Annotated in this window: 12 protein-coding genes; 7 read left to right on the plus strand and 5 right to left on the minus strand. The window is 71.8% G+C overall.

Annotated elements, in window-relative coordinates:
* Window positions 1-5 precede the first annotated feature (5 nt).
* Complete coding sequence (locus tag A3IG_RS0109515; RefSeq protein WP_018383331.1) at window positions 6-428, minus strand: pyridoxamine 5'-phosphate oxidase family protein; 423 nt, start codon at window positions 426-428, stop codon at window positions 6-8.
* A gap of 377 nt (window positions 429-805) precedes the next feature.
* Here A3IG_RS0109515 and A3IG_RS0109520 point away from each other — a divergent pair, with 377 nt between their 5' ends.
* The 6 genes from A3IG_RS0109520 (at window position 806) to narI (ending at window position 9,659) form a co-directional block, all read left to right on the plus strand.
* Window positions 806-2,005 (plus strand): MFS transporter, encoded by a 1,200-nt coding sequence (locus tag A3IG_RS0109520; protein ID WP_201787452.1) that lies wholly within the window; start codon window positions 806-808, stop codon window positions 2,003-2,005.
* A gap of 48 nt (window positions 2,006-2,053) precedes the next feature.
* On the plus strand, window positions 2,054-2,530 hold the full coding sequence (locus A3IG_RS0109525; protein WP_018383333.1) for a hemerythrin domain-containing protein: 477 nt from the start codon (window positions 2,054-2,056) through the stop codon (window positions 2,528-2,530).
* Between the two features lie 301 nt (window positions 2,531-2,831).
* The gene (locus tag A3IG_RS0109530; protein WP_018383334.1) at window positions 2,832-6,518 is read left to right on the plus strand and encodes a nitrate reductase subunit alpha; all 3,687 of its coding nucleotides are present in this window, start codon (window positions 2,832-2,834) and stop codon (window positions 6,516-6,518) included.
* Window positions 6,518-8,224 carry a nitrate reductase subunit beta gene (gene narH, locus A3IG_RS0109535; protein ID WP_018383335.1) on the plus strand — a complete coding sequence of 569 codons (1,707 nt, stop codon included), beginning with the start codon at window positions 6,518-6,520 and terminating at the stop codon, window positions 8,222-8,224. The genes A3IG_RS0109530 and narH overlap by 1 nt, the downstream gene beginning before the upstream one ends.
* The gene (gene narJ, locus A3IG_RS0109540; protein ID WP_018383336.1) at window positions 8,221-8,892 is read left to right on the plus strand and encodes a nitrate reductase molybdenum cofactor assembly chaperone; all 672 of its coding nucleotides are present in this window, start codon (window positions 8,221-8,223) and stop codon (window positions 8,890-8,892) included. The genes narH and narJ overlap by 4 nt, the downstream gene beginning before the upstream one ends.
* On the plus strand, window positions 8,889-9,659 hold the full coding sequence (gene narI, locus A3IG_RS0109545) for a respiratory nitrate reductase subunit gamma (protein ID WP_018383337.1): 771 nt from the start codon (window positions 8,889-8,891) through the stop codon (window positions 9,657-9,659). Before narJ ends, narI begins: the two co-directional genes overlap by 4 nt.
* A 66-nt stretch (window positions 9,660-9,725) precedes the next feature.
* Here narI and A3IG_RS0109550 read toward each other — a convergent pair whose 3' ends face one another.
* The 4 genes from A3IG_RS0109550 to A3IG_RS0109565 all read right to left on the minus strand — a co-directional run bounded on the left by A3IG_RS0109550 (window position 9,726) and on the right by A3IG_RS0109565 (window position 15,596).
* Entirely contained in the window at window positions 9,726-11,459 is a 1,734-nt protein-coding gene (locus A3IG_RS0109550; RefSeq protein ID WP_018383338.1) for a sensor histidine kinase, read from the minus strand.
* 328 nt (window positions 11,460-11,787) lie between these two features.
* Window positions 11,788-13,296, minus strand: coding sequence for a SufS family cysteine desulfurase (locus A3IG_RS0109555; RefSeq protein WP_018383339.1), 1,509 nt, complete (start codon window positions 13,294-13,296; stop codon window positions 11,788-11,790).
* Window positions 13,283-14,662, minus strand: a complete 1,380-nt coding sequence (locus A3IG_RS0109560; RefSeq protein ID WP_018383340.1) for a family 2B encapsulin nanocompartment shell protein — start codon at window positions 14,660-14,662, stop codon at window positions 13,283-13,285. The genes A3IG_RS0109555 and A3IG_RS0109560 overlap by 14 nt, the downstream gene beginning before the upstream one ends.
* Before the next feature lie 520 nt (window positions 14,663-15,182).
* On the minus strand, window positions 15,183-15,596 hold the full coding sequence (locus tag A3IG_RS0109565) for a Fur family transcriptional regulator (RefSeq protein WP_018383341.1): 414 nt from the start codon (window positions 15,594-15,596) through the stop codon (window positions 15,183-15,185).
* Window positions 15,597-16,035: 439 nt separating this feature from the next.
* Between A3IG_RS0109565 and katG the strand changes: the two genes are divergently transcribed.
* On the plus strand, window positions 16,036-18,264 hold the full coding sequence (katG, locus tag A3IG_RS0109570; RefSeq protein WP_018383342.1) for a catalase/peroxidase HPI: 2,229 nt from the start codon (window positions 16,036-16,038) through the stop codon (window positions 18,262-18,264).
* Window positions 18,265-18,465 lie beyond the last annotated feature (201 nt).

An 18,465-nucleotide genomic window follows, 5' to 3' on the forward strand; every position in this document is an offset into this window, starting at 1 on the left:
GCGCCTCACTGCGTGCGGGACGCTCCGCTGAGCTCACGCCCGGTGACGATCTCGGACTCGATCCGCACGTACACCGCGTCCCGCAAGGGCATCCAGGAACTGAGGCCGGCGTGGGACAGCCGCTCGTGCTCGGCGGGATCGGTCACCACGGTGGCCTGCCCCGTGACGACCACGCTCCAGCCGGACCGGGTTGCCGCATCGAACTCGTCCGCCTCGAAGGCGACCACGACACCGTCGATGGCGCGCGCGAGGTCCGAGGCCGGCGAGGTGGACAGCAGGACGGAGGTGTCGGTGTCCAGGGCGAAGTTGACGGGAAGCACCGCGGGCAGGGCCTGCCGCGTGTACACCACGCGGCCGACCGGTGCCGTGCTCAGCAGGCGCAGGCACTCCTGCCGGTCGAGTGCGCGAAAGCCGTCTCCCTGGAACACCGGTCCATCGTCCCCTCCGGGTGCCGGGTCGGGGTAGGGCCGACCGGCCCTACCCCGACCCGGCACCGGCCGCCGACCGCAGCCGCTGTTTCGCGGGGGGCCGCACGGGCAACCTGATGTCCGGGCCGCGCGGGGACGACCGGGTCCGAACCTGGGGCCTGTCTGCGCGCGGGTAGGGACTCATGGCCCTGTCGCCGGCGAGTCCGGACGCGGAGAGTGATGACGGGGCGCAGCGGGCAGGGCACCTGCCGTGCGGTGCGACCCCGGTGGCGCCGTACCAGCACGCGGAGGAAGGGACGGGCAACATGGTTCAGCCGTTGCGGTCGAAGAGCGCCGGTGCGCCGTCGGGTGTCCGGGTGTCCGGCCGGGCGTGGCTGATGCTGGCCCTGGCCACGATGGGTTTCGCCGTGAACTTCTGGGCGTGGGCGCTGCTGAGCCCGCTCGGTCCGCGGTTCAAGGACGGCCTCGACCTGTCGTCGTTCGAGCAGTCGCTGCTGGTGGCGGTGCCGGTCGTGGTCGGTTCCCTGGGCCGCATCCCGGTCGGCGCGCTGACCGACCGCTTCGGTGGGCGGGTCGTGTTCCCCATCGTGTCCGCGGCGACCATCGTTCCGGTGCTCTACCTCGGCCTGGCCGGGCACTCCTCCCTCGCCGCGCTGCTGGTCGGGGGGTTCTTCCTCGGAGTCGGCGGCACCGCCTTCGCCGTCGGGGTGCCGCTCGTCAACGCGTGGTTCCCACCGGAGCGGCGGGGCCTCGCCATCGGCGTCTTCGGCGCCGGCATGGGCGGCACCGCGGTCAGTGCCCTGACCACGGTGAGACTGGTCGACGCGAGGGGCACGGCCGCTCCGTTCCTGATCACCGCCGCGGTCCTGGCCGTCTACGCGGTCGTCGCCGCGCTGCTGCTGCGCGACGCGCCCGGCCGCACGGTGCCGACGGAGCCGCTGGCCCGGCGCCTGGCCGCGACCGCCCGCCTCGGCATCACCTGGCAGGCGTCCGCGCTGTACGCGGTGGCCTTCGGCGGCTACGTCGCCTTCTCCGTCTACCTGCCCACGTACCTCAAGACCGGCTACGGGCTGAGCCAGGCGGACGCCGCGAACCGGATGGCCGGGTTCGTCCTGCTGGCGGTGGCGATGCGGCCGATCGGCGGCTGGCTGTCGGACCGCATGGGCCCGACCCGGGTGCTCGCCGGCTCCCTGGAGGTGGTCGTGGCCGGTGCGGTCGTGCAGTCGTTCACCCCGGCCCTGGCGCCGGTGGGCACCCTCGCCTTCCTGGCCATGGCCGCGGCGCTCGGCGCGGGCAGCGGCGCGACCTTCGCCCTGGTGGCCCTGCGGACCCCGGCCAACCAGGTCGGGTCGGTCACCGGCGTGGTCGGCGCCGCGGGCGGCCTCGGCGGCTTCCTGCCGCCGCTGGTGATGGGTTCGCTGTACGGAAAGTTCGGCTCGTACGCGATCGGTCTCGTCCTGCTCGCGGTCGTGGCCGCCGCGGCGCTGGCCTACATCCTCACCGGCGTCCGCGCGGCGGCCACGGACAGGGAACGCGAGCTGGGCGGGCGGCGCGAGCACCGCACCACCGCCGCGTGAGGGCGGACGGACGGGACCACCCGGAAACGAAGAACAGGGAGAAGACAGGTGTGCGAGTACTGCGGTTGCCAGTCCCTGGCGTCGATCGACGAGCTGACCCGTGAGCACGACGAGGTCGTCCGCCTGATCAGCCACCTCCGCCCCGCCCTCCGGGAGGGCGGGGCGGCCCGGATGGCCGAGGTCGCCCGGGAGATCGCGACCGTGCTCGGCCCGCACACCCGGGTCGAGGAGCACGGCCTGTTCCCCGCTCTGGCCGGGGAGTTCCCCGACCAGATCGCCGCCCTGGAAGCGGAACACCGCACCGTCGAGGCCGTGCTGGCCGAGGCCGCGGACGGCGCGACGCCCCCGGACCCGGCCTGGCCCGACCGGCTGTTGGAGGCGATGGCCATGCTGCGCGACCACATCCTCAAGGAACAGGACGGCGTCTTCCCGGCCGCACTGGCGAACCTCAGCACCGAGGAGTGGGAAGCGGTCGAGGCCGAGCGGGAGAAGGCGGGCAGCGTCCTGCCCCGTCCCGCCGCATGACGGGGCGACGGGGCCGGGCCCGTGGCCCCGGGAGCACAGGGGCCGTGTTCCGCGCCCCGACCCCTGGCGCGCACGGGAGGCGGGCGGGGAGTCGCCGGCGTGGCCCCGCACCCCCGGGAAGCCGCCTCCGCACGCGGGCGACGTTGACCAAGCGGCGTGGTGTCCGTGGTGTGACCGCGACCCTCGGGTGGGTAGCGGTCACAGGGCCACGGCGGCCGGAACTGATGACGACTCGAACGGGCACGCACGCCTGGGACGGAGTGGCACGGTGAGTACGGAGACCAGCCCGGGACGGGCGGGCATGGACGGCGAGCTGGCGGAGGCCCTGGTGCGCTCCCGCCGGTTCTTCACCCGTGCGGAGGTCTCCGACGACCTCCGCACGCTGCACCGCAAGGGCGGGCGGCAAGCGGACGAGTTCTACCGTGACCGCTGGTCACACGACAAGGTGGTGCGCTCCACCCACGGGGTGAACTGCACCGGATCGTGCTCGTGGAAGGTGTACGTCAAGGACGGCATCATCACCTGGGAGGCGCAGCAGACCGACTACCCGTCGGTCGGCCCGGACCGCCCCGAGTACGAGCCGCGCGGCTGTCCCCGCGGGGCGGCGTTCTCCTGGTACACGTACTCGCCGACCCGCGTGCGCTACCCGTACGTCCGCGGCGTCCTGCTCCAGATGTACCGGGAGGCCAAGGCCCGCCTCGGCGACCCGGTGGCGGCCTGGGCGGACGTCGTGGCCGACCCGGAGCGCGCCCGCCGCTACAAGGCGGCGCGCGGCAAGGGCGGCCTGGTGCGGGCGAGCTGGGACGAGGCGGTGGAGCTCGTCGCCGCGGCGCACGTGCACACCATCAAGGAGTACGGTCCTGACCGGCTGGCCGGCTTCTCGCCGATCCCGGCGATGTCGATGGTCTCGCACGCGGCCGGGGCCCGCTTCTACTCGCTGCTCGGCGGGGCGATGCTGTCGTTCTACGACTGGTACGCGGACCTGCCGGTGGCTTCCCCCCAGGTGTTCGGTGACCAGACCGACGTCCCGGAGTCGGGGGACTGGTGGGACGCCGGCTACCTGATCATGTGGGGCTCCAACCTGCCGGTGACCCGCACACCGGACGCGCACTGGATGGCCGAGGCCCGCTACCGCGGCCAGAAGGTCGTCGCGGTGGCGCCGGACTACGCGGACAACGTGAAGTTCGCCGACGAGTGGCTGCCCGCCCAGCCGGGCACGGACGGCGCCCTGGCCATGGCCATGGGGCACGTGGTCCTCAAGGAGTTCTTCGTCGACCGGCGGACGGAGTACTTCGCCTCCTACGTGAAGCGGTACACGGACCTGCCCTTCCTGGTCGTCCTCGACGAGGCCGAGGGCGACCCGGGCACCTACGCACCGGGGAAGTTCCTGACCGCCGCGGACCTCGGCGGCGAGGCCGCCACCGCCGAGCACGCGGAGTTCCGGACCGTGCTGCTGGACGCGGCCACCGGGCGGCCGGTCGTGCCCAACGGCACCCTGGGCGACCGCTACGGCGACTCCGGGGCCGGGAAGTGGAACCTCGACCTCGGCGACACCGACCCCCTGCTGTCCGCCGAGGGCGGCGGCGAGGCCCCGGTCGCCGTCACCCTGCCCCGCTTCGACACCCCGGACGGCGGCGCGGCCCGGCTGCGGCGGGGGGTGCCGGTGCGGCGGGTGGCCGGGCGGCTGGTGACCACGGTGTACGACCTGCTGCTGGCCCAGTACGGGGTGGCCCGCGAGGGCCTGCCCGGCCGGTGGCCGTCGTCGTACGAGGACGCGGCGGAGCCGTACACCCCCGCCTGGCAGGCGGCGATCACCGGCGTGGACGCGGCCCGGGCGGCCAGGATCGCCCGGGAGTTCGCCGCGAACGCCGAGGAGTCCGGCGGCCGCTCGATGATCATCATGGGGGCGGGCACCAACCACTGGTTCCACTCCGACACCATCTACCGGGCCTTCCTGACGCTGACCACGCTCACCGGCTGCCAGGGCGTCAACGGCGGAGGCTGGGCCCACTACGTCGGCCAGGAGAAGGTCCGGCCGATCACCGGCTACTCGGCGATCGCGACCGCCGCCGACTGGAACCGTCCGGCCCGGCAGATGATCCAGACGGCGTACTGGTACCTGCACGCCGACCAGTTCCGCTACGACCCGTTCTCCGCCGACACCCTCGCGGCGGGCGGCTCCGGCACGGGCCCGTTCGCCGGGAAGACCACGGCGGACGTCATCGCGCAGTCGGCGCGGATGGGCTGGATGCCGTCGTACCCGACCTTCGACCGCAACCCGCTGGACCTCGCCGCTGACGCGGAGGCCGCGGGCCGCCCGGTCGCCGAGCACGTGGTGGAGGAACTGAAGGCGGGACGGCTGCGGTTCGCGGGCGAGGACCCCGACGCTCCCGAGAACTTCCCGCGGGTGCTGACCATATGGCGGGCCAACCTGCTGGGCTCCTCGGCCAAGGGGAACGAGTACTTCCTCAAGCACCTGCTGGGCACCGACGCCTCCGTCCGTGCCGCCGAGGCGCCGCCGGACGCCCGGCCGCGGGACGTGGTGTGGCGGGAGGAGGCCCCCGAGGGCAAGCTCGACCTGCTGCTGACCCTGGACTTCCGCATGACCAGCACCACGATCTTCTCCGACGTGGTGCTGCCGGCCGCCACCTGGTACGAGAAGCACGACCTGTCCAGCACGGACATGCACCCCTTCGTCCACGCCTTCAACCCGGCGATCGCACCACCGTGGCAGACCCGCACCGACTGGGACGCCTTCCACACCCTCGCCGAGGAGTTCAGCCGTCAGGCCGCCGACCACCTCGGTGTGCGCCGGGACGTGGTCGCCGCCCCGCTGCTGCACGACACCCCGGACGAGATGGCCAACCCGCACGGGAGGGTGCGGGACTGGAAGGCGGGGGAGTGCGAACCTGTGCCCGGCCGCACGATGCCCAAGCTGATCACCGTCGAGCGTGACTACGGCGCGGTGGCGGAGAAGATGGGCGCGCTCGGCCCGCTGCTGGACACCCACGGTGCCACCACCAAGGGCGTCACCTTCGAGGTCGGCCGCGAACTGGAGTACCTGCGGCACAAGAACGGCACCGTCCGCGGCGGCGCGGGCGACGGACGGCCCTCGATCGCCCGCGACACGCACGCCTGCGAGGCCATCCTCGCCCTGTCCGGCACCACCAACGGCCACCTCGCCACCCAGGGCTTCCACACGCTCGAGGCCCGCACCGGCACACAGCTCGCGGACCTGGCCGCGGAACACGGGGGGAAACAGATCACGTTCGCCGACACGCAGGCCGCGCCCGTGCCGGTCATCACCTCTCCCGAGTGGTCCGGCTCGGAGACGGGCGGCCGCCGCTACTCCCCGTTCACCGTCAACGTCGAACGCCTCAAGCCCTGGCACACCCTCACCGGTCGCCAGCACTTCTACCTCGACCACGACTGGATCGCCGCACTCGGCGAACACCTCCCCGTCTACCGGCCCCCGCTGAACATGACCGCGCTCTTCGACGAGCCCCACGTCGGGGACACCGGAGAACTCGGCGTGACCGTCCGCTACCTGACCCCGCACAACAAGTGGTCGATCCACTCCGAGTACCAGGACAACCTGTTCATGCTCTCCCTGTCCCGGGGCGGCCCGACGATCTGGATGAGCAAGGAGGACGCGGCCAAGGTCGGCGTGCGGGACAACGACTGGGTCGAGGCGGTCAACCGCAACGGCGTGGTCGCCGCCCGCGCGATCGTCTCGCACCGCATGCCGGAGGGCACCGTCTACATGCACCACGCCCAGGACCGCCTCATCGACGTACCGCGCACCGAGACCACCGGCCGCCGCGGCGGCATCCACAACTCACTGACCCGACTGCTGATCAAACCCAGCCACCTCATCGGGGGCTACGCCCAGCTCTCGTACGCCTTCAACTACCTCGGTCCGACCGGCAACCAGCGCGACGAGGTCACCGTCATCCGCCGCCGCGGCAACCAGGAGGTGACCTACTGATGCGCGTGATGGCCCAGATGGCGATGGTGATGAACCTCGACAAGTGCATCGGCTGCCACACCTGCTCGGTCACCTGCAAACAGGCGTGGACCAACCGCACGGGCGTCGAGTACGTGTGGTTCAACAACGTGGAGACCCGCCCGGGACAGGGCTACCCGCGCCGCTACGAGGACCAGGACACCTGGCAGGGCGGTTGGGAGCTCAACAAGCGGGGCCGGCTCGCCCTCAAGGCCGGCGGCCGGTTCAAGAAGCTGGCCCAGATCTTCTCCAACCCCAAGCTCCCGGCGCTCGACGACTACTACGAGCCCTGGACGTACGACTACGAGACCCTGACCAACGCCCCGCTCCAGAACCACACCCCGGTCGCCCGCCCCAAGTCCCTGATCACCGGCAAGGACATGAAGATCTCCTGGTCGGCCAACTGGGACGACAACCTCGGCGGCGCGCCCGAGCACGGTGACAAGGACGTGCTGCTGAGCCAGGTCTCCGAGAAGATCAAGTTCGAGTTCGAGCAGACCTTCATGTTCTACCTGCCCAGGATCTGCGAGCACTGCCTCAACCCGTCCTGCGCGGCCTCCTGCCCCTCCGGCGCCATCTACAAGAGGGAGGAGGACGGCATCGTCCTGGTCGACCAGGACCGCTGCCGGGGCTGGCGGATGTGCGTGACCGGCTGCCCGTACAAGAAGGTGTACTTCAACCACCGCACCGGCAAGGCCGAGAAGTGCACATTCTGCTTCCCCCGTGTCGAGGTCGGGCTGCCCACCGTCTGCTCCGAGACCTGCGTCGGCCGGCTGCGGTACATCGGCCTCGTCCTCTACGACGCCGACAGGGTGCTGGAAGCGGCCTCCACCCCCGACGACACCGATCTGTACGAGGCCCAGCGCGGCGTCTTCCTCGACCCGAACGATCCCGCGGTCGTGCGGGAGGCGGAGAACGCCGGTATACCCCGGGACTGGGTCGAGGCCGCCCAGCGGTCCCCGGTCCACGCGCTGATCAACACCTACAAGGTGGCCCTGCCGCTGCATCCGGAGTACCGCACCATGCCCATGGTCTGGTACGTCCCGCCGCTGTCCCCCGTGGTCGACGCCGTCCGCGACACCGGCCAGGACGCCGAGGACCACCGCAACCTCTTCGCCGCCGTCGACGCCCTGCGCATCCCCGTGGACTACCTCGCCCAGCTCTTCACCGCGGGCGATCCGGCCCCCGTGGACGCGGTGCTGCGGCGCCTGGCCGCCATGCGCGCGTACATGCGTGACATCAACCTCGGCCGTGAGCCGGACGCGCGCATCCCGGAAGCGGTCGGGATGGGCGAGGAGCAGATGTACGACATGTACCGGCTGCTGGCCCTGGCCAAGTACGACGAGCGGTACGTCATCCCGCCCGCCCACGCGGAACAGGCCCACAGCCTCGAGGAACTCGCCACCGTGTGCAGCCTCGACTACGACGGAGGCCCCGGCATGGGGGGCTCCGGCCCGTTCGGCGAGTCCTCCGGCGGGGCGGCCCCGCTCGCGGTGGAGAACTTCCACGCCCTGCGCCACCGGCAGACCTCCGACACCGCGGCCACCCCCACCGACAAGGCCCGCCGCGTCAACCTCTTCAACTGGGACGGCAAGGGCCGGCCGCCCGGCCTGTTCCCGAACGAACCATCCGGCGGCGGGAACGGCACCGGCGGGAACGGCGACGGGAAGGACGAGCCGAAGCCATGAGAGCGCCGAGAAGGAAGACCACACGCACCACACGCACCGAGCCCTGGCACCCCCACGCCTGGCAGGCCCAGTCCCTGTTGCTCGACTACCCGGACGAGCGGTTCGAGCAGCGACTGGCCCTGGCCGGCCGGGTCGCCTCCACCCTGCCGGAACCGGTCGCCCGGCCCCTGCTCCGCTTCACCGCGCACGCCGGGCAGACGGCCACCGGCGACCTGGCCACCGCCTACGTGACCACCTTCGACCACCGCAAGCGCTGCTGTCCCTACCTGACGTACTACGCGCACGGCGACACCAGGAAGCGCGGCGTCGGCCTGCTGCGGCTGAAGCAGACCTACGCCGCGGCCGGGTGGCGCCTGGGCGACGACGAACTGCCCGACCACCTCGCCGTCGTCCTCGAGTTCGCCGCCACCGACCCGGCCACCGGGGCGCGTCTGCTCACCGAACACCGTGCCGGCCTGGAACTCCTGCGCCTGGCCCTGGGCGACGACGGCTCGCCCTGGGCACACGTCCTGGAGTCCGTGTCCGCCACCCTGCCCGCCCTCGCCGGCGACGACCGCGAAGCGGTGATGCGCCTGGCCGCCCAGGGCCCGCCCGCGGAACAGGTCGGTCTCGACCCGTACGCGTCCCCCGTGTTCCTGCCCGACCCCGTCGTGAGGGGCTCCCGATGACCGCACCCGCGCAGCACGTCACCCTGGCGGCGGAGACCAGCACCGGCGGCCTCCTGCTGTGGGTCGTCCTGCCCTACGTCTGCCTCGCCGTCTTCGTCCTCGGCCACATCTGGCGCTACCGGTACGACAAGTTCGGTTGGACCACCCGCTCCTCGCAACTGTACGAACGGCGGCTGCTGCGCATTGGCAGCCCCCTGTTCCACTTCGGCATCCTCGTCGTGCTCCTGGGCCACATCGGCGGCCTGGTCATCCCCAAGAGCTGGACCGAGGCAGCCGGGATCAGCGAGCACGTCTACCACATCGGCGCGGTGTTCCTCGGCACCATCGCGGGCGTCTGCACCCTCGGCGGGCTGACCATCCTGATCTACCGGCGCCGTACCGTCGGCCCGGTCTTCTCCGCCACCACCCGCAACGACAAGGCCATGTACGTCTCCCTGACCCTGACTATCGCGCTCGGCCTGGCCGCGACCGTGGCAGCGAACACCGTCGGAGGCGGCTACGACTACCGCGAGACCATCTCCCCCTGGTTCCGTTCGGTCTTCTACTTCCAACCCGACCCGGACCTGATGACCGGTGCCCCGGTGCTGTTCCAACTGCACGCGCTCAGCGCCCTGCTGCTCTTCGCGGCCTGGCCTTTCACCCGGCTCGTTCACATGCTCACCGCGCCCGTGGGCTACCTGACCCGCCCCTACGTCGTCTACCGCAGCCGCGACACCCACCTCGGGGCCCGCGCCCCGCGGCGGGGCTGGGAGCGCTCCGGGACATGAGTGGCCGGTGGACGGACCCACACGGGCCCGGCCAGGCGACGGGAGGGCTCTTCCCGCCCGACGCGGTCAGCCGCTGGTCGGGGGCAGGGGTACGGCCCAGGCGAGGACGGTGCCGCCGTGCTCGCTCGGGGACACCTCGAAGGTGCCCCCCAGGTCCTCGGCGCGCCTGCACAGGTTGGCCAGGCCACTGCGGCGGGTGGCGGCGGGGTCGATCCCGCGGCCGTTGTCCGCCACCCGCAGCCGCAGGGTCGTCGCGGTGGCCTCCACGGTGACGTCGACCGTCGTGGCCCGGGCGTGCCGGGCCGCGTTGGAGAGGGCCTCCCCGAGCACGGCGAGCAGGTGCGCGGCGTACTCGGTGGGCACGTCGGTGTCCAGCAGGCCGGTCATGCGCAGCGACGGGGCGTAACCGAGGGCTTCGGCGGCCCGGTCGGTGGCCGCCACCAGTTGCGTGCGCAGCCCGCCGGTGCGGCTGCGGTCGCTCTCGCGCAGCCCGTAGATGGTGGACCGGATGACTTTGATCGTGTCGTCGAGGTCGTTCACGACCCGGTGGATCCGCTGCTTCGGCAGGTCGGTGACGTGCCCCAGCGTGGACTGGAGGGTCAGGGCACACGCGAAGAGCCGCTGGATGACCAGGTCGTGCAGGTCGCGGGCGATGCGGTCGCGGTCGCCCAGGACCAGCATCCGCTCGGCGTCCCGGCGGTGCTCGGCGACCTCCAGGGTGAGCGCCGCCTGGTTGCCGAAGCCGGTGACCATGTCGATGACCGTGCCGGGGAACGCCTGACCGCCGGGCAGGTTGGCCACCAGCAGCACTCCGCGCACGTGGTCGCGGGTGCCGAGCGGCACGTAGAACGCCGGACCCAGGTCCACCACGGAGGAGCTGCCGCCCTCGCGGCGCGGGTCGGCGCTGACCGCCCCGCCGGCGACGGTCTCCCCGGTGGCGAACACCTTCGCCGCCAGCGCCGTGGCCGGCAGCACCAGGCCGCGGACCTGGTCCGCGGCCGCGCCGGACGCGACCTCGACGACCAGTTCCCCGCTGTCGCCGACCGGGACGGCCAGGGCGACCAGGGCCGCGCCGGAGATGTCCCGCACGGTGGCGGTGACCGACTCCAGGACCTCGGCCGGGTCCCGGCCCGAGAGCAGGCTGCGGGTCAGCTCGTCGCTCGCCGCCAGCCACCGCTGCTTGTGGCGGGCGTCGTCGTAGAGCCGGGCGTTGTCGATCGCCACGCCGGCCGCGGCGGCCAGGGTGCGCAGCACCGCCTCGTCGTCGGCGTCGAAGTCGGCGGCGCCCTCCTTGTCCGTGAGGTACAGGTTGCCGAACACCTCGCCGCGCACCCGGATCGGTGCCCCGAGGAAGCTGGTCATCGGTGGGTGCCCAGCGGGGAAGCCCACGGACGCCGGATGGTCGGCCAGGTTCGCCAGGCGCAGCGGCTGCGGGTAGCGGGTGAGCTGGCCCAGGATGCCCCCGCCGCGTGGGGGGTGCCCGATCCGGGCGATGGTCTCCTCGTCGATGCCGACGGTGAGGAACTGCTTGATCGACCCCTCTTCCCCCAGCACGCCGAGCGCCCCGTAGTGGGCGTCCACCAGAGCCACCGCGGACTCCACGATGCGGCGCAGCACCACTTCCAGGTCCAGGTCGGAGCCCACGGCCAGCACCGCGTCCAGCAGGGTGCGCGTCCTGTCCCGCGCCGCCCGCACCTGCTGGACCTGCTGGTGCAGACCGTCCAGCAACTCGTCCAGCCGCAACTGGGGAGAGGTTCCCGATGTCGCGGCGTCGCCGCGGCCCTGCGCGCCCTCGTTCACCACGGCTCCCCTCGCCCTCGACCACCGCGCCCCTTTTCAGCATGCCCGATGAGCCGGCGGCGCCCGACGCCGCCCTGGTCACCGTGCCGCCCGGGGCAGTCGGCGACGGGTGCTCCGTCATCTGAGCGTGCTTGTCCGAGCCGGGACCGGGGCGAGATCGTGTCCCACCGTAATGCACCCCTGGCCGAGACCGGACGGCTGCGCCTGGCCGCGGTGACCGGGAGGCCGTGGCCGGGGTCGCCCACGGACCGGGAACCGCGGAGCGGGGACGCCACCGCTGTCGCGGCCGTTCGCTCCGCGGTCCGCGCCGGGGCGGGGGGCTACCGGGTCACCGACCCGACACCGGGCCCGGCCCTTCGGTCTTCTGGCCGGTCAGGGCATGGAGGGAGGCTGTCAACCGGTCCACCTCCTCCATGGTGTTGTAGAGGGCCAACGACGCCCGCGCCGCGCTGCGCACGCCGTAGTGCGCGAGTGTCGGCTGGGCGCAGTGGTGCCCTGACCGGACGGCGATGCCGTCGCGGTCCAACCAGTCGGCGACCTCCGCCGGGGAGTGGTCGGCCAGGGTGAAGGTCAGCACCGAGACCCGCTCCGGCGCCGACCCCAGCAGTTCCAGGCCGGGGACGGTGGCGAGCGCCTGTTGGGCGTGCGCGGTCAGCTTCTCCTCGTGGGCGACGATGCCCTCCCGGTCGAGCGAGGTCAGCCACTCCAACGCGGCCAGCAGCCCGATCGCCCCCGCGATGTGCCCCGTTCCCGCCTCCAGGTGGTGCGGGGCGGGCGCGAACGTGGTCCCGTCGAAGGACACCGACTCGATCATGTTGCCGCCGCCCTGCCAGGGCGCCAGTCCCGCCATCACCTCCGGCTTGACGTAGAGGGCGCCGATGCCGGTGGGGGCGAACACCTTGTGTCCGGAGAAGGCGTAGAAGTCGGCGTCCATGTCCGTCACGTCCACGGGGAGGTGGGCGACCGCCTGGGCGCCGTCCACCAGCACCCGGGCCCCGTAGCGGTGGGCCAGCGCTGCCATCTCCCGCACTGGCTGCACCGTGCCCAGCACGTTGGAGACGTGGCTGAGCACCACCAGCCGTGTGCGCATCGACAGCAGGTCGGCGTAGGCGTCCTGGTCGATCCGCCCGTCCGGCAGCAGGGGAACGGGTACGACCCGGGCCCGTGTCTGCCGGGCCACGAACTGCCAGGGCACGATGTTGGAGTGGTGCTCGAGCACCGGCACCAGGATGTCGTCGCCGGGGCCGAGGTTGGCCCGGCCCCAGCTCTGCGCCACCAGGTTGATGGCTTCGGTGGTGCCCCGAGCGAAGACGATGTCCCGGGCACCGGGGGCGTTCAGGAAGCCGGCGACGGCGGCGCGGCTCGCCTCGTACGCCTCGGTGGCCTCGCGCGCCATGGTGTGGGCGCCGCGGTGGATGTTGGAGTTGCCGTAGCTGTAGTAGCCGGCCAGGGCCTCGATCACCTGTCGCGGCTTCTGGGTGGTGGCCCCGTTGTCCAGCCACGCCAACGGGTGGCCGTTGACCGTGCGGTGCAGGATCGGGAAGTCGGTGCGCACCGAGTGGGGTGAGAAGGCGGCGCCGCTCCGCCCCTGCCCGGCCGTCTCGGTGAGGGCCGCCGACCGGGGCTCGGTGGGGGTGGTCGCCGGGTCCGCCGCCGGGCTGGTCGCCGGAGCACCGGGGGCGCCCCGGGGCGCGGTGCCGGCGGCCCCGGCCGCCCGCGCGGGGTCGGCCGGCCACCCGGGTGGCGCGTCGCCCGGTACACCGGTGAACGCCTCCCACGTGGCCGTCTGCCCGGCACTGCCCGGCCGCGGCGGCCGGTCGAGCTCAGGCGTAGTCATAGTAGTTCGCCACCCCGACGTTCTGGAGCACCGCGACGGCGTCCTCGACGAGCACGGCCGCGTTGAAGTACGCCGTCATCAGGTACGAGGTCACGCCACGGCGGTCAACGCCCATGTTCCGCACGGCCAGGCCCGGCTCGATCTCGTCATCGACCTTGGCCGGACGCAGACCCACCACGCCCTGGTCGGCCTCGCCCACCCGCATCAACAGGATCTCGGTGGTGGCGGCGCCCGGCCCGGAGAAGCGCACCTTGTCCGAGGGCAGCAGCGGCACGCCGCGCCAGGTCAACAGCGGGCTGCCGAACCGGGTCTCGATCACCGGGGGCACGCCGCGACGGGTGCACTCCCTGCCGAACGCGGCGATGGCCCTGGGATGCGCCAGGAAGTAGGCCGGCTGTTTCCACACCCGGGTGAGCAGTTCGTCGAGGTCGTCCGGGGTCGGGGCGCCAGTACGGGACTGGACGCGCTGCCCCGGGGCCACGTTCCGGAACAGGCCGTACTCGGGGTGGTAGAGCAGCGACGCCTCCTGCCGTTCCCGCAGCGCGTGCGCGGTCAGGTTGGTCTGTGCCCTGGTCTGGTCGATGGGGCCGTTGTAGAGGTCGGAGACGCGCGTGTTGACCCGTAGCACCGTCTGGGCCAGCGTCATGTGGTACTCGCGCGGTGACTCCTCGAAGTCGACGTAGGTACAGGGCAGCTCGACCTCGTCGACGTGGTCGGAGCTGAGGTCGATCGGGGCCTCGGCCCCGGCGAGGACCGCGCCGCCGGCCAGGTAGGCGTCCACCGCCGCGCGTACGGTCTCGTTCCGGTCGGAGAGCTCAGCGAGGACGCTGCGGTCACAGCACAGGGCGACGCCGGCGCTGAGGGCCCTGACACGGTACGGCAGGGGTTCGCCGCGGGTCCAGGCGTCGAGGTCGAAGAACTGACCGTCGGCAACGACGTCCAGCAGGGCGTCCTCGCCGAAATGGCCCGTGGCCCGTTTCTCGGCACGGCCGCGCACGAGCACCCACAAGCGGTCGGCGGGGTCCCCCTCGGAGGCCAGTGTCTCGCCCGACTCGAACGTCACCTCGGTGAATCCGTCGGCGAGCTGGACCAGGGCGGGGTCATCGGCCTCGCGCAGGAACGGGATCTCGCGGAGGTCGCCCGGGATGACCCGGGGCGTGCCCGCGTCGGTGTGCGTGCTGATCCGGTCGTCGCCCAGGACGTAGGTGCGGCGGCGGTTGACGCGGTAGACGCCGGACTCCACGTCGATCCACGGCAGTGCCCGCAACAGGTAGCGCGGTGAGATGCCGCGCATCTGCGGGGTGGTCTTGGTGGTGGTCGCCAACTGCCGTGCGGCACCGGGGCCCAGGCTCGTGCGGTCGGTCACGTACTCCTCCTCAGGAATCGGCGAACCACACTCACACCCGACATGCCAAAGCCGCGGCGGCCCTGTCCGGAAATCGGGGAATGAGGTGGAACGCGGGAAGCGAGTGACTGAAGGAAAGCGGGGCGATTATCTGTTCCTGCTGACGGCCGCCGCAACAGTCACCTCGCAGGTATTGACCGATAACTGCTCACACGAACGAGGGAGAATAAAATCGCTTTAGCGTACGCGACACCCTATGGCCTGGTCATTTCACGGCAGGGAATAGAACAAAACTTCAGGTGTGTGCGCATTGTCGGCTACTCGGCTTCAGGATGGCTGATAATCGTCCCGGTGCCGACTTGGCTCTCCTCTTCGAAAACGGGCCACCTGGAGTCGCCAGCGGTTGGGTGCGCATTCCGAGTACGGGGGACTGGCTCGTCTCCCGGCGGAGAAGGCTCGGCGGGGGGTCCTTCGCCAACCCGGAACAGGGCGTGCGTGCGGCTGGAACGGCCGGAACGCCCCGTGCCCAGGGCGAGAAGGATCAACCGTTGCAGGACGGGCAGAGACCGCGGTAGGTGATCTGTGCCTCGGACACCGTGAAACCGAACCGCTCCTCGGCCGGGAGGTCGGCCAGTGGGTCGCCGGTCGGGTGGACGTCGCGGATGGTGCCGCAGTTCGAGCACACCAGGTGCTGGTGCGGCCGGTGCGCGTTGGGGTCGTAGCGCTTGGCGCGGCCGTCGGTGGAGACCTCCAGGACCTCGCCGAGGGAGGCCAGTTCGGCCAAGGTGTTGTAGACGGTCGCGCGGGAGATCTCGGGCAGCAACTGCGCCGCGCGGGCGTGCACCTCGTCGGCCGTGAGGTGGACGTGGTCACCGTCGAGAACCTCCGCAACGACACGTCGCTGGGAGGTCACTCGCCAGCCACGCCCACGCAGTCGCGCCAGCAGGTCACTCATGGGGTTCACCTGTTCCGGGGCTCGATGGGACACCCGAAGCCAATCAGTGGACCTACGGGGTTCCTCAAGGCGATTGGTCTACTTCTTGACTTGAACTCTGTCTATCGTAGGATCGGCTCCGGTGATAGCCAAGGGGCAGAGAGGCCCCAGCGCGGCAGGAGACGAAGACGGACAAGGCCACCTCGGTGTCGAGGCGATCTCCCTCCGGCGCGTGCGGTCCCGCGGGTCGCCGCCCCCGCCCCCGGGCCGTCGGTGAGCCTCGGCCCCGGGTAGTGTCCCGTGTCCACCGCCCCTCGATTGACGAGGTCGAGACTGGTGAGATCCAGCTCGACGAGGTCGAGTTCGACGAACTCGGGGGAGCTTTTGGGCCCAGTGCCCCGACTGTTCCACCGCCCGCAGTCCCTCAGCAGCGTGAAGCGCCAGGTCCGGAAGGATTCCCATGTCTGAGAACCATGACGCAACCGACGTGGACGCGACGACGAGCGGCCCAGGCGGCTGCCCGGTCGCGCACGTGCGCGCCCCGCATCCCACCCAGGGCGGCGGGAGCCGCCAGTGGTGGCCGGAGCGGCTCAACCTGAAGATCCTCGCCAAGAACCCCGCCGTCGCCAACCCCCTCGGCGAGGAGTTCAACTACGCCGAGGCGTTCAAGACCCTCGATCTCCCGGCGGTGAAACGGGACATCGCCGAGGTCCTGACCACCTCCCAGGACTGGTGGCCGGCCGACTTCGGGAACTACGGCCCGTTCATGGTCCGGATGGCCTGGCACAGTGCCGGCACCTACCGGATCAGCGACGGCCGCGGCGGTGCCGGCGCCGGGCAGCAGCGCTTCGCTCCCCTCAACAGTTGGCCGGACAACGCGAACCTCGACAAGGCCCGTCGCCTGCTGTGGCCGGTCAAGAAGAAGTACGGCCGGAGCCTGTCGTGGGCCGACCTCCTGGTCCTCGCCGGCAACGTCGCCCTGGAGTCGATGGGCTTCGAGACGTTCGGCTTCGCGGGCGGCCGTGAGGACGTGTGGGAGTCCGAGGAGGACGTCTACTGGGGCCCCGAGACCACCTGGCTCGGCGACGAGCGGTACACCGGGGACCGGGAGTTGGAGAACCCCCTCGGCGCCGTCCAGATGGGCCTGATCTACGTCAACCCCGAGGGTCCGAACGGGAACCCCGACCCGCTCTCCGCCGCCCGGGACATCCGTGAGACGTTCCGCCGGATGGCGATGAACGACGAGGAGACGGTGGCCCTGATCGCGGGCGGCCACACCTTCGGCAAGACCCACGGCGCGGGCCCCGCGGACCACGTCGGCCCCGACCCCGAGGGCGCCCCGATCGAGAACCAGGGCCTGGGCTGGAAGAGCTCCTTCGGCAGCGGCAAGGGTGGCGACGCGATCACCAGCGGCCTCGAGGGCACGTGGACGCCCACGCCGGTGGCGTGGGACAACAGCTTCTTCGACACCCTCTTCGGCTACGAGTGGGAGCTGTTCAAGAGCCCGGCCGGCGCGCACCAGTGGCGGCCGAAGGACGGCGCCGGCGCGGGGACCGTTCCCGACGCCCACGACCCGTCGAAGAGCCACGCCCCGACGATGCTCACGACCGACCTCTCCCTGCGGGTCGACCCGGTCTACGAGCAGATCTCGCGGCGCTTCCACGAGAACCCGCAGGAGTTCGCGGACGCCTTCGCCCGCGCGTGGTTCAAGCTGACCCACCGCGACATGGGTCCGGTCGCGCGCTACCTCGGCCCGGAGGTGCCGACCGAGACGCTGCTGTGGCAGGACCCGCTGCCCGAGGTGACGCACCAGCTCGTCGACGCCGACGACATCGCCTCCCTCAAGGGCAAGGTCCTCGCGTCGGGGCTGTCGGTGTCCCAACTCGTGTCCACCGCCTGGGCGTCGGCATCCTCCTTCCGCGGCAGCGACAAGCGCGGCGGCGCCAACGGCGCCCGGGTCCGCCTCGAGCCGCAGTGCGACTGGGAGGTCAACGACCCGGACCAGCTCGCGACGGTGCTGCGCACCCTGGAGGGCATCCAGGACGCGTTCAACTCCGCCCAGACCGGTGACAAGCGGATCTCGCTCGCCGACCTCATCGTGCTCGCCGGTGCGGCGGCCGTCGAGCAGGCCGCCAAGGACGCCGGGTGCGCCGTCGAGGTGCCCTTCACGCCGGGCCGTGTGGACGCCTCGCAGGAGCAGACCGACGTGGAGTCGTTCGCCGCGCTCGAGCCGACTGCCGACGGCTTCCGCAACTACCTCGGCAAGGGCAACCGGCTGCCGGCCGAGTACCTGCTGCTCGACCGGGCGAACCTGCTGACCCTGAGCGCCCCCGAGATGACGGTCCTCGTCGGTGGCCTCCGTGTCCTCGGCGCCAACCACGGGCAGTCGCCGACTGGTGTCCTCACCGACACTCCGGGTGTCCTGACCAACGACTTCTTCGTCAACCTGCTCGACCTGGGGACGACGTGGAGGGCGACGTCCGAGGACGCGACCGCGTTCGAGGGCCGCGACGCCACGGGCGCGGTCAAGTGGACGGGCAGCCGTGCTGACCTCGTCTTCGGGTCCAACTCCGAGCTGCGTGCCCTCGCGGAGGTCTACGCGAGTGACGACGCGAAGGAGAAGTTCGTTCACGACTTCGTCGCGGCGTGGGACAAGGTGATGAACCTGGACCGGTTCGACCTCGTCTGACCACGGGCGTCCGGGTCGGCCCGCGCGGGCCGACCCGGACGTCTTCGTTCGAAGGGCACGACGCCCACAACCGTTCGTCGGCCTCCCCCTCCTTGCGGCGGTCGGGCCGAGGAGTGAGCCGGCTGCCGGAAACCGACCCTCCCTCAGCTACGTGAACCTCGCCGTGCGTGGTCAGTGAGCTCCCGCCCTGCCAGTGCCGGA

The sequence above is a fragment of the Wenjunlia vitaminophila DSM 41686 genome, from assembly GCF_000380165.1.
In the GTDB taxonomy this organism is placed as follows: domain Bacteria; phylum Actinomycetota; class Actinomycetes; order Streptomycetales; family Streptomycetaceae; genus Wenjunlia; species Wenjunlia vitaminophila.